Annotated in this window: 13 protein-coding genes and 1 tRNA gene; 9 read left to right on the top strand and 5 right to left on the bottom strand. The window is 56.7% G+C overall.

Features of this window, described 5'->3' with window-relative positions; translation table 11 throughout:
- Position 1 precedes the first annotated feature (1 nt).
- The 5 genes from rpsA (at position 2) to pyrF (ending at position 4401) form a co-directional block, all read left to right on the top strand.
- On the top strand, positions 2-1696 hold the full coding sequence (rpsA, locus tag BM035_RS10855) for a 30S ribosomal protein S1 (RefSeq protein ID WP_014576794.1): 1695 nt from the start codon (positions 2-4) through the stop codon (positions 1694-1696).
- A 134-nt stretch (positions 1697-1830) separates the two neighbouring features.
- Complete coding sequence (locus BM035_RS10850) at positions 1831-2127, top strand: integration host factor subunit beta (protein ID WP_008172061.1); 297 nt, start codon at positions 1831-1833, stop codon at positions 2125-2127.
- A 59-nt stretch (positions 2128-2186) separates the two neighbouring features.
- A complete protein-coding gene (locus BM035_RS10845; RefSeq protein WP_008172060.1) occupies positions 2187-2489 on the top strand; it encodes a LapA family protein in 303 nt (100 codons plus the stop codon).
- A complete protein-coding gene (gene lapB, locus BM035_RS10840; RefSeq protein WP_008172059.1) occupies positions 2489-3658 on the top strand; it encodes a lipopolysaccharide assembly protein LapB in 1170 nt (389 codons plus the stop codon). Before BM035_RS10845 ends, lapB begins: the two co-directional genes overlap by 1 nt.
- 32 nt (positions 3659-3690) lie before the next feature.
- A complete protein-coding gene (gene pyrF, locus BM035_RS10835; RefSeq protein ID WP_053114953.1) occupies positions 3691-4401 on the top strand; it encodes an orotidine-5'-phosphate decarboxylase in 711 nt (236 codons plus the stop codon).
- Positions 4402-4899: 498 nt separating this feature from the next.
- On the opposite strand, the gene BM035_RS10830 is transcribed toward pyrF, so the two are convergent.
- Both BM035_RS10830 and BM035_RS10825 read right to left on the bottom strand, forming a co-directional pair.
- Positions 4900-4975 (bottom strand) — tRNA-Asn (locus BM035_RS10830).
- A gap of 70 nt (positions 4976-5045) precedes the next feature.
- The gene (locus BM035_RS10825) at positions 5046-6230 is read right to left on the bottom strand and encodes a pyridoxal phosphate-dependent aminotransferase (RefSeq protein ID WP_008172055.1); all 1185 of its coding nucleotides are present in this window, start codon (positions 6228-6230) and stop codon (positions 5046-5048) included.
- A gap of 183 nt (positions 6231-6413) precedes the next feature.
- Between BM035_RS10825 and uvrB the strand changes: the two genes are divergently transcribed.
- Entirely contained in the window at positions 6414-8474 is a 2061-nt protein-coding gene (uvrB, locus tag BM035_RS10820) for an excinuclease ABC subunit UvrB (protein WP_092031817.1), read from the top strand.
- Here uvrB and rimI read toward each other — a convergent pair whose 3' ends face one another.
- A complete protein-coding gene (gene rimI / locus BM035_RS10815) occupies positions 8475-9593 on the bottom strand; it encodes a ribosomal protein S18-alanine N-acetyltransferase (RefSeq protein ID WP_053114955.1) in 1119 nt (372 codons plus the stop codon).
- Positions 9594-9794: 201 nt separating this feature from the next.
- Here rimI and BM035_RS10810 point away from each other — a divergent pair, with 201 nt between their 5' ends.
- Positions 9795-11294, top strand: a complete 1500-nt coding sequence (locus BM035_RS10810) for a RimK family protein (protein ID WP_092031815.1) — start codon at positions 9795-9797, stop codon at positions 11292-11294.
- 19 nt (positions 11295-11313) lie between these two features.
- On the opposite strand, the gene BM035_RS10805 is transcribed toward BM035_RS10810, so the two are convergent.
- The gene (locus tag BM035_RS10805) at positions 11314-12474 is read right to left on the bottom strand and encodes a cation diffusion facilitator family transporter (RefSeq protein ID WP_008172046.1); all 1161 of its coding nucleotides are present in this window, start codon (positions 12472-12474) and stop codon (positions 11314-11316) included.
- 409 nt (positions 12475-12883) lie between these two features.
- On the opposite strand from BM035_RS10805, the gene BM035_RS10800 reads away from it, so the two are divergent.
- The gene (locus BM035_RS10800; RefSeq protein WP_092031812.1) at positions 12884-13903 is read left to right on the top strand and encodes a quinone-dependent dihydroorotate dehydrogenase; all 1020 of its coding nucleotides are present in this window, start codon (positions 12884-12886) and stop codon (positions 13901-13903) included.
- A gap of 172 nt (positions 13904-14075) precedes the next feature.
- Here the strand turns inward: BM035_RS10800 and rmf are convergent, their stop codons facing one another.
- Positions 14076-14288, bottom strand: a complete 213-nt coding sequence (gene rmf, locus BM035_RS10795; RefSeq protein ID WP_008172042.1) for a ribosome modulation factor — start codon at positions 14286-14288, stop codon at positions 14076-14078.
- 319 nt (positions 14289-14607) lie between these two features.
- Between rmf and rlmKL the strand changes: the two genes are divergently transcribed.
- A complete protein-coding gene (gene rlmKL, locus BM035_RS10790; protein WP_092031809.1) occupies positions 14608-16782 on the top strand; it encodes a bifunctional 23S rRNA (guanine(2069)-N(7))-methyltransferase RlmK/23S rRNA (guanine(2445)-N(2))-methyltransferase RlmL in 2175 nt (724 codons plus the stop codon).
- Positions 16783-16794: the final 12 nt, after the last annotated feature.

Genomic DNA, 16794 nt, shown 5'->3' with positions numbered 1-16794 from the left:
AATGAGCGAGAGCTTTGCGGATCTTTTTGAAGAAAGCCTAAAAGAAATTGACATGCAACCGGGTTCCATCGTCCAGGGAACCGTTGTAGACGTCGATAACGACTGGGTCACCGTTAACGCCGGACTGAAGTCCGAAGGCGTTATCCCCGCCTCCCAGTTCCTTAACGAAAAAGGCGAGTTGGAAATTGCTATCGGCGACGTTGTCGATGTAGCTCTCGACGCTGTTGAAGACGGCTTCGGTGAGACCCGTCTGTCCCGTGAAAAGGCCAAGCGTGCAGAAGCCTGGAAGGTACTCGAGAAGTCCTTCGAAGCTGAGGAAGTGGTTAAAGGTATCATCAACGGTAAGGTCAAGGGTGGCTTCACCGTCGATCTGGCCGGCATCCGTGCCTTCCTGCCTGGCTCGCTGGTTGATGTTCGTCCGGTTCGCGACACCGCGCACCTGGAGAACAAAGAACTCGAATTCAAGGTTATCAAGCTCGACCAGAAGCGTAACAACGTGGTTGTTTCCCGCCGCGCCGTTCTGGAAGCTGAAAACAGTGCTGAGCGTGAAGCTCTGCTCGAAACCCTGACCGAGGGTATGGAAATCAAGGGTATCGTCAAGAACCTGACCGACTACGGCGCGTTCGTGGATCTGGGTGGTGTTGACGGCCTGCTGCACATTACCGATATGGCTTGGAAGCGCATCAAGCATCCGAGCGAAATCGTTAATGTTGGCGACGAAATCAGCGTTAAGGTTCTGAAGTTTGACCGTGAGCGTAACCGTGTTTCCCTCGGCCTGAAGCAGCTGGGCGAAGATCCCTGGGTTGATATCAAGGGTCGTTACCCGGAAGGTTCCAAGGTCAAGGCACGCGTTACCAACCTGACCGACTACGGCTGCTTTGCTGAGCTGGAAGAAGGTGTTGAAGGTCTGGTTCACGTTTCCGAAATGGACTGGACCAACAAGAACATCCATCCGTCCAAGGTTGTCCAGGTTGGCGACGAAGTGGACGTGATGATTCTGGATATCGACGAAGAGCGTCGTCGTATCTCCCTGGGTATCAAGCAGTGTGTATCCAACCCGTGGGAAGACTTCTCCAGCAACTTCAACAAGGGCGACCGCATCTCCGGTAAGATCAAGTCAATCACTGACTTCGGTATCTTCATCGGTCTGGATGGCGGCATCGACGGTCTGGTTCACCTGTCTGACATCAGCTGGAACGAGACTGGCGAAGAAGCGGTTCGTGAATACAAGAAGGGTGACGAAGTTGAAACCGTTATCCTGTCTGTTGATCCGGAGCGTGAGCGTATCTCCCTGGGTATCAAGCAGCTCGAAAGCGATCCGTTCGCCGAGTTTGTGCAGCTGAACGACAAGGGCTCTATTGTTAAGGGAACCGTGTCTGCAGTTGATGCCAAGGCAGCTACCATTGCCCTGAACGACGAAGTTGAAGCGGTACTGAAAGCCTCTGAAATCAGCCGTGACCGTGTTGAAGACGCACGCAACGCGCTGAAAGAAGGCGAAGAAGTTGAAGCGAAGATCATCAGCATCGATCGCAAGAACCGCATCATCAACCTGTCTGTGAAGTCCAAAGATGTTGAGGACGACAAGCAGGCACTGGAAAACGTGCGGACCAAAACTGCGGAAACTTCCTCTGGTGCGACCACCATCGGTGATCTCATCAAGGAGCAGATGCAGCAGCAAAACGCCAACAAGGACTAATCTTCCGGTTGGTACGAAAAAAACGGGCTCTAAGAGCCCGTTTTTTTTGTGTTTTTTTCTGGTTTGGCTAAACTAGGTAGTCATGGGAATCCGGTAACCGACGGCCGAATAAAAATGAAAGAGGGAAACGCCTCATGACGAAGTCCGAACTGGTCGAGCTGATTGCTTCCAAGCAAACTCAGCTCTCCGTTAAAGATGTCGAACTGGCTGTAAAAACCATCATCGAGCACATGTCCCAGTCGCTTGCCGATGGTCAGAGAATAGAAATCCGGGGATTTGGCAGTTTTTCCCTTCATCACCGGGCCGCGCGTACCGGGCGCAATCCGAAAACCGGTGAGGCTGTTCAGTTGCCAGCCAAATATGTGCCGCACTTCAAACCCGGCAAGGAATTGAGAGAGCAGGTCAACGACAGCTTGAAGAAAGGCTTTTAACAGCTGCTCAGGGAACGCGTATAATTCGGGCATCAATGCCCTTTGGGAGTGCTATCGCTATGGCAGGATTGCAGAAGATCCTCATTATTCTGTTGGTTTTGGTCCTGGTTCTGCTGGCACTGGTATTCTCGCTCAACAATCAAATGGCAGTCTCCCTCAACTTTCTGTTGTTTGAAACCCAGCCCCATGGTGTTGCCGTCTGGATTATCATGGCATTTGTTGTCGGTGCCCTTGTTGGCGTGCTGATGACCATGCTGGCCACCGTTCGCAACTCGGTGTCCCGGCGAACCCTTCAGAAACGACTTGATCGCGCCGAGCAGGCATTGGAGAAATCCAGGGCCCAGAACGACCGGACTCTTTAATGGATATCGTATTACAGTGGCTGCTGCTAACAGTTGCAGTCGCCGTTGGCTGGCTTGTGGGCCGGCTGGGAAGCGGTGACAGGCGATCCGGCAAAACGATTTCCGATGAGGAATCGGTGAAGGACCGTCTCCAGTTCCTGTTCACGAACTACTCCGACCAGGCGGTTGAGAATTTCGTCCAGTCCCTTGCGGTCAACAAGGATACTGTCAGTCTCCACCTCTCCATTGGCAGCCATTTCCGTAACAAGGGCGAAACCGATCGCGCCATACTGATCCACCAGAACCTTCTGGCCAGGCCCGAATTACCCCCGAGATTCTCCCCGCAGGTGACTCTCGAGCTTGCCCGCGATTACCTGAACGCGGGGCTGCTTGACCGCGCCGAGGCATTGTTGCACCAATTGATGGGCGACAAGGATTATGGTCGGCACTCCTCCCAGCAGCTCATCGACCTCTACCAACAGGAAAAGGAATGGGCGAAGGCTGCCGAAGTTGCCCGGACGCTGACACGTGGAGACGCCGACCCGGCAATGTTCAAGGTGCTGGCCTACCTGACATGCGAGCTGTCGGAAGAGTCCCTGAAACAGGACGACCGTTGGGCTGCCCAGAAACTGGCCAAGGAGGCGCTTGAGTACGATCGCTCCTGCGTGCGAGCCAATCTGATTATGATGAAGCTGCTGGTTCGTCAGGGCAGCTATCGCGAGGCAGGCAGCCAGTGCCTGAAAGTATTCGAACAGAACCCCGAGTTTGGGCCGGAAGCCATCGACCGGCTCATGAAGCTTGAGCACGAGCACGGCGACATTGGCCGGTTGGCGAAAAAACTGCGCAAGCTTTACGAAAACTACCCGAGCACCAGTTTGTTGCTGGCTCTGGTGGAGTCTGTCGAGCGCGCCTCGGGGCGACCGGCTGCTATCGACTTGCTCAGGCAGGAACTGGAAACCCGCCCGAGTGTCCGTGGCTTGCTCAGGCTGGTGGAAATGGCCGGCTATGAGAAGGGCATGACCACTGATGAGGGCAGGCTGGTGAGCCGTATTGGCCACCTGATTCTCGCCAATCGTCCCGTCTACCGCTGTGTCAGCTGTGGTTTCTCTGGCCGTCAGCTGCACTGGCTTTGCCCAAGCTGCAAGCAATGGGAAACCGTGCGCCCGATCCAGGGTGTTGAAGCCGAATAAACCTTTACTGAATTTCTGCAGGACAAGTGAACGTGCAAACCGCTAACGATCCCAAGATCATCGTCGCCCTCGATTTTCCCTCCCAGAATCCTGCCCTTGAGCTGGTCGACAAACTGGACCCGGGTAAATGCCGCCTGAAAGTGGGTAAGGAACTGTTCACCCGTTCCGGCCCGCAATTGGTGGAAGGGCTTCAGAAGCGTGGATTCGACGTATTCCTGGACCTGAAATTCCATGACATCCCGAACACCACCTCAGCTGCAGTTGCTGCCGCTGCCGATCTCGGTGTATGGATGGTCAATGTGCATGCCTCTGGTGGCGAGAAAATGATGACCGCCTGTCGGGAACGTCTGGAAAGCTTTGGCGCGGATCGCCCGCTGTTGATCGCCGTCACGGTCCTCACCAGTATGAACGCCGACGACCTCGTCGGCATCGGCATCACCGATTCCCCGGAAGCACAGGTGTCCCGACTGGCAACCCTCACCAAAAATTGCGGCCTCGACGGCGTCGTCTGCTCCGCCCAGGAGGCACCGAAGCTTAAAGTCGAGCAGGGCGCCGACTTCAAACTGATCACACCGGGTATCCGCCCCCTGACGGCCGATAAAGGCGACCAGCAGCGCATCATGACGCCCACAGATGCCCTCAAAGCCGGTTCCGATTACCTCGTGATCGGCCGTCCGATTACTCAGGCGTCTGACCCGCTGGCTTCCTTGGAGGCTATTCACTCTGAGGTTATTGGCGCCTAGTTTCTAGGTTCTTGTCTGATTTGGGCTCCTAGCTTGCATGGTTTGGAGTCTGGTGGTGTGGGGCCTCCCTCCCAAAAACCGCTACGAGCACATCCATGTGCGCTTGGCTGTGGCCATCCTTGGCCACAGACATTTTTGGGAGGGAGGCCCCACACCACCTCTTCTAACTTCCTCAGATATATCTTGCATCAGAGTTCGGTGGGCTACTGCAATCTGCTGACTATCTGCTTTCTGTGAGAGTTTTGTCTGTTTTGCGGATACGTACACCGTCGAACGGTGTGGCTGTCATGGCTTTCCAAAACTGTAGAGGGCCATGGACGGCCCGAAACAAGCGCACACGGACGTGCTTGTAGCGTGTTTTGGAAAGCCATGACAGCCGCACCAGTCCCGCCAACGAGCAGGCTAGGGCAGGAGTAAACCTCAAAAACAAAAGATAGAATCAAAAGCGGGGCAATAAAAAACCCGCTAACTCAAAGAATTAGCGGGCTTTTAGAATAGTGGCTCCCCGAGCTGGGCTCGAACCAGCGACAAACGGATTAACAGTCCGTTGCTCTACCAACTGAGCTATCGGGGAACGTCGTCGTGTGACGAGGCGCGTATATTAAGTTGGCAATACCGCCCCGTCAACCCCTGGCCAGAACTTTTTAGCCAAGCGCTTTCTGAAGGCGTTCGACAGCCTTTTCCAGGTTTTCCATGCTGGTCGCAAAGCTCAGGCGCATGTGGCCAGGGCAACCGAAGGCGGAACCCGGGACCAGTGCCACGCCGGCGTCGGTCAGCAGTTTCTCGGCGAATTCAACGTCGGTGCTGACGCTGGAATCCGCATCGATGGCGCCCTGGAAGCTGGGGAACACATAGAAGGTACCGTCGCCGTTCAGGCATTCAACGCCTGGCAGCTTGTTCAGTGCTTCTACCAGCCAGTCGTGGCGTTCCTTGAAGGCCTTGACCATCTCGCCCACGCAGCCCTGATCGCCATCCAGCGCAGCCTGTGCCGCTGCCTGGGAGATGGAGGCCGGGTTGGAGGTGCTCTGGGACTGGATCTTCTTCATTGCACCGATGATTTTCGCCGGGCCCGCGGCGTAGCCGATACGCCAGCCAGTCATGGAGTAGGCCTTGGATACGCCATTCAGGACGAAGGTGCGGTCATACAACTCAGGCGTGGCGTTCAGGATGTTGCAGAACGCTTTGCCGGTCCAGAGGATCGGCTCATACATATCGTCGGTGGCGATCATGATGTTCGGGTGCTTCTTCAGCACCTCGCCGATGGCCTGCAGCTCTTCGAGGGTGTAGGCCATGCCGCTCGGGTTCGAGGGGCTATTGATCACGAACAGGCGGGTACGCTCGGTAATCGCGTTTTCCAGCTGCTCCGGAGTGATCTTGAAGCGGGTTTCAGCACCGGTTTCGATAATCACGGGTTTGCCTTCAGCCACCAGCACCATATCCGGGTAGGAAACCCAGTACGGGGCAGGGATGATGGCTTCGTCACCCGGGTTCAGTGTGGCAAGTGCGAGGTTGAAAAAGCTCTGTTTGCCACCACTGCTTACCAGTATCTGGTTGGCTTCGTAATCCAGGCCGTTGTCCCGTTTGAACTTCGCAATAATCGCTTTTTTCAGGGCTGGCGTACCATCCACGGCAGTGTATTTTGTCTGGCCGTTATTGATGGCTTCAATGGCTGCCTGTTTGATGTGATCAGGTGTGTCGAAGTCCGGCTCGCCGGCACCCAGGCCGATAATGTCCTGGCCTGCTGCGCGGAGTTCCGCGGCCTTGTTGGTGACTGCGAGGGTGGGAGAGGGCTTGATAGCCTGTACTCGGCTGGAAAGTTGAAGGTCCAAACTTGCGCTCCTTAAAGCTGCGTCTGATAGGGCTGCGACCGCCGGGTGCCAGAGCTGCTGGCTGATTTACGCCCAGCCGTCGATCGCACTGATGGTATCATGAAGCCAGTGTATCGCTAAATTTCTCGAATGGCAGGGGCTGTTTCGCCCGTGCGTCGGTTTTACCGGAGGTTTCCGCCAGTTATGGCCAGTAATCAGGCAAACGTTTCCGCCAGAGAGGGTGTGTTCCAGGTTGATTCGCCGTTCCAGCCAGCGGGCGATCAGCCCAAGGCAATCGAAGGGCTGGTGGATGGTATCCAATCCGGTCTGGCACACCAGACGTTGCTGGGGGTAACCGGCTCCGGTAAAACCTTCACCATCGCCAATGTCATCCAGCAGGTCCAGCGGCCCACCATCATCATGGCCCATAACAAGACCCTGGCCGCCCAGCTCTATGGTGAGTTCAAGGAGTTCTTTCCCGACAATGCGGTGGAGTATTTCGTTTCCTACTACGACTACTATCAGCCAGAAGCTTACGTGCCCTCGTCGGACACGTTTATCGAGAAAGACGCTTCTATCAACGAGCACATTGAGCAGATGCGTCTATCTGCTACCAAGGCATTGCTGGAAAGACCGGATGCCATCATTGTGGCGACGGTGTCGTCTATCTACGGCCTCGGTGACCCCCAGTCTTACCTGAAGATGATGCTGCATCTGGACCGGGGCGATCAGATCGATCAGCGATACATCCTCCGGCGCCTGGCCGAACTTCAGTACACCAGGAACGATATCGAGTTCCACCGGGCCAATTATCGGGTTCGGGGCGATGTGATCGATGTATTCCCGGCGGAATCCGAGAAGGAAGCTATCCGCATCGAGCTCTTCGATGACGAGGTTGAGAATCTCAGCTATTTCGACCCGTTGACCGGTGAGGTCCTGCGCCGAGTGCCACGGGTCACCATCTACCCGAAATCGCATTATGTGACGCCCCGGCAGACGGTGTTGGATGCGGTCGAGCATATCAAGGTTGAGCTGGATGAGCGGCTGCAGCAGCTGCGGGACAACAACCGCCTGGTGGAAGCACAACGCCTGGAAGAGCGCACCCGGTACGACATCGAAATGATGCTGGAACTGGGCTATTGCAACGGCATCGAGAACTACTCGCGCTATCTCTCGGGTCGCCGCCCAGGTGAGGCACCGCCGACACTGTTTGATTACCTGCCGCCCAATGCCTTGCTGGTGGTGGATGAATCTCACGTGACCATTCCCCAGATCGGCGCCATGTACAAGGGCGACCTGTCCCGGAAGGAAACCCTTGTTGAGTACGGTTTCCGCCTCCCATCGGCGCTGGATAACCGACCCATGAAGTTTGAAGAGTGGGAGCGAATTGCGCCCCAGATGATCTTCGTATCCGCAACCCCGTCCACTTACGAGGCCGAGCATGCGGGTCAGGTGGTGGAACAGGTGGTGCGCCCCACCGGCCTGCTGGACCCGGAAATCGAGGTGCGTCCCGCGTCTACCCAGGTGGACGATCTGCTTTCGGAAATCCACACGCGGGTGAAGGTAAAGGAACGGGTTCTGGTGACCACGCTGACCAAGCGTATGGCCGAGGATCTGACCGACTTCCTGATGGAACACGACATCAAGGTTCGCTATCTGCACTCGGACATCGATACCGTCGAGCGGGTGGAGATCATCCGGGACCTCCGGCGGGGGGAATTCGATGTGCTGGTGGGCATCAACCTGCTGCGGGAAGGTCTGGACATGCCCGAGGTTTCGCTGGTGGCCATCCTGGATGCAGATAAGGAAGGTTTCCTGCGCTCCGAGCGCTCACTGATCCAGACCATGGGTCGTGCGGCGCGGAATGTTCACGGCAAGGCCATTCTCTACGGTGACCGGATTACAGGCTCCATGCAGCGGGCTATTGATGAGACAGAGCGTCGCCGGGCCAAGCAGGAAGCTCACAATCTGGAGCAGGGCATTACCCCGCAGGGCCTGAACAAGAAAATTGCCGACATCATGGAAGGTGCCGGAGGCGGCGGCCGTGGCCGTCGCAAGGCCGAGCGCCCGGGGCAGAAAGCAGCCGAAGAGGCGGAACAGTATCGGGCCAAGGCTGGCAATCGATCGCCGGAGGAGGTCCTCAAGGAGGTGTCCCGGCTTGAGGATGAAATGTACAAGGCCGCTTCCGAACTGGATTTCGAGACGGCTGCGCGTCTGCGGGATGATATCGCCGAGCTGAAAGAGGCGGCACTGCGGACCGGCTGATCAGGCCGGTCGCTTGGGCCCTACGATGATCGCAGCCTGCAATGGCTGGTTCCTGCCGTACCGTGAAATCTGGCTGAACACCCGGCGGTCGACTGGCAGGTACTGCTTGTCGGCCACGGTTTCGCCGAGTTCTGTATCAATTTCCGGGTCGTGCAGGTACACGAACTGGTCGTCAATCGCGCAGACGGTGACCCAATGGGGAACGCGGCTGCGATTCAGTTGCCAGGTGCTGATCAGGATGACCGGAATTCTGCCTTCGTGAAGGGCTTCTTCCATCGCTTCAAGGGTCAGCGGGTCATGGTGTAGCTGAATGCCTGTCTTGCCGATGTCGTGTAAAAAGCCCTCGTGTACCAGCTCCAGTACCCGCTTCTTGTCCTCGCTTCTGACGGTGTCCTTGAAAAGGGCTCCTTCCATGCTGATCCAGGCGCTGGCTTCAAAACCCCGATTCCACGCTGCGAGCGCCAGTCCATGTGGGCCGCAGCCGCCGTGGCCGGCGAGCATAAATATGGTGGTCGCTTCCCGCCAAAGCCTGAGTTCTTCCAGGGTTGTGAGTGGTTGCTGTTCATCCAGAGCGGCCATCGCCATGATCAGCGCCGCCGGCCCGCAGGAGAAATCCGTGGTCTGCGGATAGTAGGGAACGGCCGGAAATTCTCTTGAAGGCTCGTAGAACAGAATCCGTCGCTCGAAGCGAAGGGCGTCTCCGTGGTCTTCGTAATAGTCCCGGTAGGTGCCGAACTGGCGATAGCCCAGGCGCTTGTAGAGGTTGATGGCGCCTCTGTTATCCTCGCGGACTTCCAGGCGCATGATGATACGGCCAGCGTCCACCGCCTCAGATTCTGCTTCCCGTACCAGTTTTTCGCCCACGCCCTGGCCACGCACAGCCGGAGACACCGCAATGGAGTAGATTCGGGCGAGCCGGGTGGCAGCGCTCATCAGAATCAGGCAGTAGCCCACCAGCTCGCCATCGGCCTCGGCCACAATCAAGCGGTCTCTGGGCATCTCCAGAAAGCGGCGGAAGCTACGCCTGGAAAGCCGGTCTTCGGCGAAGCACCGGTTTTCGAGCAAGACCAGGGCGTCGAGATCCTTGCTGGAGGCTTGTCGGAGCTGGAAATCAGGCATTGAGAGACGGCCTTGAAAAACGCGAGGAGGGCATGCTGTTGGGCTTCCCGTACTCCGCTATTATGTGTGAGAGTCAGGGTAACGCAAAGACCACAAGGATGCGTAAAAGCACGCATTATGCGCCGATTGTGCAGCGATTGTGACCGGCGTATTGTGGCCACAATTACCACAGGCAAGACCTTTCAGGGAGGAATGCCTTCAATGTCCCGATTGCTTATCGTAGTGGACCGCGCCAAAGACTGGGCGCCTTATTACCCCAGTGAGGACGTGCTGACGTTTGACCAGTACCTCCAGTTCTCAGCTCCGCCCGCCAGTCGGGTGAGGGTCATCAACCTGTGTCAGAGCGCCCGTTACCTGAGCAAGGGGTATTATTGTTCACTCCTGGCGGAAGCCCGTGGTCACCATGTCGTACCCTCGGTGATGACGCTCAATGATCTCGGCCGCAAAGGACTGTTTTCACTTGAGCTGGAAGAGCTTGATGAAAGCGTCATTAACTGGCTGGAAGCAGCGGGTTCGGCAATTGACCCTGCCAGCGATGAGCGCGCGGCCACCCACGAAGTGCGGGTCCGGACCTACTTTGGCCAGGCCGAGCACCCGGATCTGAAGCCGGTCGCCCGGGCGCTGTTCGAGCGGTTCCCTTGTCCGATTCTTGAAATTGTTTTCAAGCGCCGCAAGCAGTGGCAAATCGAGTCCATGAAGCCGGCGGCTCCGGCGGATCTGGGTGAGCAGGAGCAGGACGTGTTCGCGGCGGCCCTGGATCGTTTCAGCAGCATGGTCTGGCGTAAGCCACGGACCCGACGCCGTTACCGCTATGATCTGGCGGTGCTGGTCAATCCCGATGAGGAGATGCCGCCGAGTGACAAGGTTGCCCTGAAGCGTTTCGAGAAAGCCGGTCGCAAGCTGGGTATCAACGTTGAGCAGATTACCCGGCGGGATTATATGCGCCTGCCGGAATACGATGGGTTGTTCATTCGTGAGACCACTGCCATTGATCATCACACCTACCGGTTTGCCCGCAAGGCGGCCGCTGAGGGCATGGTGGTCATTGATGATCCGGTGTCGATCCTCAAGTGCACCAACAAGGTGTTCCTTGCAGATCTCCTGAAGAACAACAAGGTTCCCACGCCCAAGACACTCATCCTGTCGAAAGATCAGAAGAACGCTGTCGAGCAGGTCATCAGTGAGCTGGGTTTTCCGGTAGTTATCAAGATCCCGGATGGTGCGTTTTCCCGAGGCGTAACCAAGGCCGAAGACGAGAAGACCCTCCGTGCCGGGCTGAGAGACCTGTTCAAGCAGTCCGCCCTGGTGCTGGCTCAGGAATACCTTTACACCGATTACGACTGGCGTATTGGTGTGCTCGGTGGGCGGGCCATCTACGCCTGCAAGTACATGATGGTGAAAGGCCACTGGCAGATCTATCAGCACAGCGAATCCGAGAGTGAGAGCGGTGGCTTTGAGACCATGCCCACGTATGAGGTGCCAAGGAATGTCATTCAGGCGGCCCTGAATGCCACCAGACTGATCGGCAACGGGCTGTACGGTGTGGATATCAAACAGTCAGGCAACCGGGTTGCCGTCATCGAAGTCAACGACAACCCGAGCATTGATGCGGGCGTGGAAGACCGCTTCCTGGGGGGCGAGCTCTACACCCTGATCATGCAGGAATTTCTTTCAAGGATGGAAGAGAACAGGCGTCGCTAGGTTATATGGCCGGCGGCTTTCAGGGGCCGGCCACCCATACCCGGACACTCCCGAACCAGGGGTAATCACCGAGCTCTTCCCTGATGTTTGAGGATGAGAAGACGGTTTCACCCTCGGGGCTGTCCAGGAACAGCTCCAGATGCACCTTGTTTTTCAGATAGTGCAGCCGGAGCCGGCTGTGTTGCGGCAACTCTCCCAGGTGTCGGGCCAGGATGGCCCGGATGTCTTCACGGGAGGGCAGGCGCTCGGAGGTCAGCGGCTGATCTTCGTCGTTTTCGGCGTCGATGTGGAAGTTGATGTCCCGGATGTTGTCCAGGGCATCCCGCATTCCCGAGACAACCTGCATGCCGATCTGATGCCCTTCCGATACGCTGATTTCCGGACGAACCACCAGGTGAATATCCAGCAGAATGTCGTGCCCCATACGACGGCTGCGAAGCTCATGCACGTTGCGCACTCCGTCTGTGTCCCGGGCGATACTCTTGAGCATCTCCGTGTCCTCCTGGGAGAGGCCGGTATCCACGAGTTCCTTGACGCTGTCCCAGGTAAACTTCCAGCCAATGTGGATAATGATGCCTGCGATCACCACCGCCGCGAACACATCAAGCCAGACCATGCCGAGCATGGCGCCGGCCGTGGACACCAGAACCACGACTGAGGAGAACGCATCAGTTCGGCTGTGCCAGGCGTTGGCGATAATCAGATCCGAGCGGATCTTCAGGCCGACGTGGCGTGTGTATCGGAAAATCCATTCCTTGCCCGCAACAGACGCTGCAGCTGCCACCAGAACCGGCCAGCCAGGCACAGTATCCACGCCACCCTCTATCAGACGTAGGGTGTTTTCCCAGGCCAGGGCGGCGCCAACGGCAATCAGGATGCTGCCCAGAACCAGAGTGCCGAAGGTTTCGATTCGCTGATGGCCGTAAGGATGGTCGTCATCCGGCTCCTGGCGGGATACCTTCATGACGCCAAGAACAACCAGATCAGAGGCAACATCCGTAAAGGAGTGAATGCCATCCACCAGCAGGGCCTGGGAGTTAAAAAGAGCACCACCAATGACTTTTATGACCCCGAGTACGGCATCGAGAATCATTCCGATAATGGTCACGCGCGAGGCCGCCTTCATTTCGCCCGCGAGGTTTTCCCGGTGCTGTTGGGCGGGGGAAATCGGCTCTTGCATTGATGCACTCCAGATCAGAAGACAGGTGCCAGTATAACGTTATTCTCACGGGCTTTGGCAGGGGTGGCTAGAAGAGGGGATTTCAAGTGATTTATGCACATCATTGCAGAACGATGACTGGGTAACATTTTGTTTAGTATTTGTCGACAGCCATGAGAAAAATATATAAGTCATTGAAAATAAACATAAAAATAACTGGTCAAAAAATGATCAATTTGTAGATTGGCGCAGTTATCAAGGGATGGCAACCGTTGCCCCGCGATTTTCAACAGGTTTATCCACAGATTCCGTGGAAAAGGTCATGAGAGTGCCCTGATACAGTCATTTACAGCTGATTTGGTTCTATCCCGGGATGCTGTGGAAAACTTCCGGTATACTCCGCCCACTTGGATCAGGGGAGTTTTTTCAGATGTACGGCGCTATCCGCAATCTGCTTTTCCGCCTTCCAGCGGAGCAAGCTCACAATGTTGCATTGAATGGTCTCGATCTTGCGCACCGATTAGGCGTTTTGAGCGCTTTTTCACCAAAGATAGATTCATTGCCAGTGAATGTTATGGGGCTGGATTTTCCGAACCCCGTCGGGCTTGCCGCAGGTCTGGATAAGAACGCCGATCACCTCGATGCGCTTGGCGCCCTGGGCTTCGGTTTTATTGAAGTCGGTACCGTGACGCCTCTGGCGCAGCCCGGCAACCCCAAACCACGGATGTTTCGGCTGCCGGAGCATCAGGCCATCATTAACCGGATGGGTTTCAACAACGAGGGGCTGGACCACTTGCTGGCCCGTGTGGATCAGCGCCGCTACAAGGGCGTGCTTGGAATCAATGTTGGCAAGAACAAGGACACGCCCAACGACCAGTCCGAATCCGATTACCGGAAGGGGATATCGGCGGTTTACAGTCGGGCCGATTACATTACGGTGAATGTGTCCTCGCCCAACACGCCCGGTCTTCGGGATTTGCAGTTTGGAGACTCTCTGAAAGGCCTCCTGGAGGCCATCAAGGACGAACAGCTCCAGTGTGAGAAGGAGCATGGCCGGTACGTGCCTGTGGCTGTGAAGATCGCCCCGGACATGGACGATGACGGTATCCGGTTCGTGGCATCCGCCCTGCGTGAGACGGGCCTTGATGGCGTGATTGCCACCAATACAACGATCAGTCGGGATGCCGTGGCAGGTCATACCCATGCCGATGAGGCTGGTGGCCTCAGCGGTGCACCGGTGCGGGAGGCTTCTCTCAGGGTTATCCGGGGGCTTTACGCGGAACTGGGGGAATCACTACCGATTATTGGTGTCGGCGGCATTATGGACGGTGAAAGTGCAGCCGAGAAAGTCCGGGCCGGTGCCAAGCTGGTCCAGATCTACACCGGTTTTATTTACCGGGGGCCTGAACTTATTAAAGAGGCTGTTGAGGCGATCCGGCAGGTCAAGTGATTTACCGCGCCCCATAACGAAGGTGGGCCCGCTTAGCGGGCCCGAGCGGGGAATGAACCCCGTGGCGCTTCATCGCATGGTACGGGGCGGGAGGCCCCGTTTGGGTTGCTCTGAGTACTGCGTCAAATTGTGTGTAAAAAGATCAGATTAAGAATCGGGGTTAGTTGAGGCGTCACGCTGTCGTAACGTTAGCCAGTTTATGGATGCCGGATACGCCGGTCATGCCCTCCCATTGATCTGTGCGGCCTTCTCGCCACCCGTTCAGCCATTCCTGGCGAACTTCCGCCTGTTCAATCGGGCAGCTGTCTTTGGATTTTCCGGACACGCCAGCGAGATAACCCCGCTTGAATGCACGAGCGTACATGTCTCTTTTCTGTCTTTTCATGCCGTTCCTCACTGATGGATTAACAGAACAAGCGTGTACACATCTGCAGTGGCTGCGACCAGTGTTATCCGCTCCGGGATAACCCACTATTGTCAGCTCAAGCCAGAGCAGTCAGGATCCTGTTAACGGAAGGTTTGCACCCTTCCGGAACGACGCGTCACTTACAAGGTAAATCGAACCTTTAGCGGATGTACACTAATTATTTCATCTATGTGACGCTTTTTTTATAGTTATATGAACTAAAAATTTTGCTGCGATTTTCGGAATAGCCATTATTTCGGAAACTTACCTCAAGCCGTCCAGGAACCAGGAGTTGAACTTGTCCAAATCTGTATTTTTCGTAACCTGCCCGAAGGGGGTGGAATACCTACTGGCGGACGAGCTCAGCACCTTTGGTCTGGATACCGTACGCAATGCCCCGGCCGGGGTCTGGGTGGAGGGTTCTCTGGAGGGTGGTTATCGCGCCTGTCTATGGTCGCGTCTCGCCAACCGGGTGATCCTTCACATTGATGAAGTGGACGCCAACAGCGGCGATCAGCTCTATGATGGCGTTGTTCACATGGACTGGCAGCAGCACATTCCTGTGCATGGCAGTTTCCGCGTTACGTTCCTCGGTCAGAACGAGGCCATCCGCAATACGCAATATGGCGCTCAAAGGGTCAAGGACGGCATTGTGGACCGGTTTCAGGCCAATGGCGGACCGCGGCCTTCAGTGGATGCCAAGAATCCGGATGTCATTGTCTCCGCGCGACTCAATCGTGGCCGCTTGTCCCTGGGCATTGATCTGAGCGGTCACAGCCTGCACATGCGGGGCTATCGTAAGGATCAGGGCATGGCACCCCTGAAGGAAAACCTGGCCGCGGCATTGCTGATGCGAGCGGGCTGGCCGGAGATTGCCGCCGCCGGCGGCGATTTCGTGGACCCGATGTGCGGTTCAGGCACCCTCGTGGTTGAAGCTGCCATGATGGCGCTGGATATGGCGCCCGGCCGCAAGCAGGAACGGTTCGGTTTCGAGAAGTGGCCGGGCCATCAGCCGGAGCTCTGGTTATCGCTGCGCCAGGAGGCGGAGCGTCGCGCCCACGAGGGCAAGCAAGGGCGGATCCCGAGAATGGCGGGCTTTGACCAGGATAGCCGGGTCATCGGGACCGCTTGGAAAAACATCCAGAGGGCAGGTCTGGAGAATGTTGTGCACGTTGAGGCTCGTGCAGTCGATGCCCTGGAACTGGAAGGCGACTGGTCTGATCAGGGGCTGGTCCTTACCAATCCCCCGTACGGTGAGCGGTTAAGTGAGCGCAGGGAGTTGGGCGGCTTGTACCAGGCACTGGGCGACGCGGTTAAACGCTGCGTTCCAGGCTGGCGCCTCGGTGTATTTACCGGAGCCCCGGAATTCGGCAAGTCCATCGGATTGAGAAGTTACAAGCAATACCGGCTTTTCAACGGCAAGCTGCCCGCCCAGTTGCTGCTGTTCGAGATTAATGAAGTGAGCGCCATGACACCGAGGACCCCGGATATTCCCGGTGAGGTCAACCCTCGGATTGCCAATGAGGAACGCGCGGCCATGTTGCGCAATCGCCTCAAGAAGAACTTGAAGACCATTGGGCAGTGGGCAAGAAAGCAGGGCATTGGTTGCTACCGCCTCTACGATGCCGACATGCCGGAGTTTGCGTTGGCGATCGATATCTATGAGGGGCGGGTGCACGTACAGGAGTATGCGGCCCCGAAATCGGTGGATGAGCGTGCTGCTCGAGAACGCCTGGCGGAGGCCCTTGCAGTCATTCCGGAAGCACTGGGAGTGGAGCCAGAGGATATGGTGTGCAAGCAGCGCCAGCGGCAAACCGGCACCAATCAGTATGAGAAGCAGGCAGTCAGTGGCGAGTTTTTCAGGGTTCATGAACACGGCTGCGTGTTGAAGGTGAACCTCAAGGATTATCTGGACACGGGTCTGTTTCTGGATCATCGGCCGGTGCGGCACTGGATTCAGCAGCACTCGGCAAACCAGCGATTCCTGAACCTGTTCTGTTATACCGGCGCGGCCACTGTTCATGCTGTTGTTGGAGGCGCCAGCCGCTCGCTCAGTCTGGATATGTCAAAGACGTATGTCGGCTGGGCCGAGGAGAACCTTGCGCTGAACGGAGCCGACCCCAATAAGCATCGGGTAGAGCAGGCAGACTGCCTGGCCTGGCTGGCAGACCGGAAAACGGCGGACCAACGGTTTGACCTGATCTTCATGGATCCGCCGACCTTTTCCAACTCTGCCCGTATGGCCGGCGTTCTGGATATCCAGAAGGATCATCCCACGCTGGTCAGGCAGGCCATGGCAAGGTTGAGTTCCGACGGGTTGTTGATCTTTTCCAACAATTTCCGACGCTTCAAGCTGGACGAGACACTGGAAAGCGAGTTCGAGGTTGCTGAAGTGACGCGGGATACCCTGGACAAGGATTTTCAACGCAACGCCCGGATTCACCGGTGCTGGCATATTCGCCACAAGGCTTAATGGCGATCTGAT

The organism is Marinobacter sp. DSM 26671 (genome assembly GCF_900112835.1).
GTDB lineage: Bacteria > Pseudomonadota > Gammaproteobacteria > Pseudomonadales > Oleiphilaceae > Marinobacter > Marinobacter flavimaris.
This window is presented reverse-complemented; position numbering and strand designations above follow the sequence as displayed.

What these genes read in the sequence shown, in the direction of transcription:
- rmf (WP_008172042.1), bottom strand. Translation starts at nt 14,288, where the DNA reads ATGAAAAGACAGAAAAGAGACATGTACGCTCGTGCATTCAAGCGGGGT.
- rpsA (WP_014576794.1), top strand. Translation starts at nt 2, where the DNA reads ATGAGCGAGAGCTTTGCGGATCTTTTTGAAGAAAGCCTAAAAGAAATT.
- BM035_RS10805 (WP_008172046.1), bottom strand. Translation starts at nt 12,474, where the DNA reads ATGCAAGAGCCGATTTCCCCCGCCCAACAGCACCGGGAAAACCTCGCG.
- rimI (WP_053114955.1), bottom strand. Translation starts at nt 9,593, where the DNA reads ATGCCTGATTTCCAGCTCCGACAAGCCTCCAGCAAGGATCTCGACGCC.
- BM035_RS10810 (WP_092031815.1), top strand. Translation starts at nt 9,795, where the DNA reads ATGTCCCGATTGCTTATCGTAGTGGACCGCGCCAAAGACTGGGCGCCT.
- BM035_RS10850 (WP_008172061.1), top strand. Translation starts at nt 1,831, where the DNA reads ATGACGAAGTCCGAACTGGTCGAGCTGATTGCTTCCAAGCAAACTCAG.
- lapB (WP_008172059.1), top strand. Translation starts at nt 2,489, where the DNA reads ATGGATATCGTATTACAGTGGCTGCTGCTAACAGTTGCAGTCGCCGTT.
- BM035_RS10845 (WP_008172060.1), top strand. Translation starts at nt 2,187, where the DNA reads ATGGCAGGATTGCAGAAGATCCTCATTATTCTGTTGGTTTTGGTCCTG.
- uvrB (WP_092031817.1), top strand. Translation starts at nt 6,414, where the DNA reads ATGGCCAGTAATCAGGCAAACGTTTCCGCCAGAGAGGGTGTGTTCCAG.
- BM035_RS10800 (WP_092031812.1), top strand. Translation starts at nt 12,884, where the DNA reads ATGTACGGCGCTATCCGCAATCTGCTTTTCCGCCTTCCAGCGGAGCAA.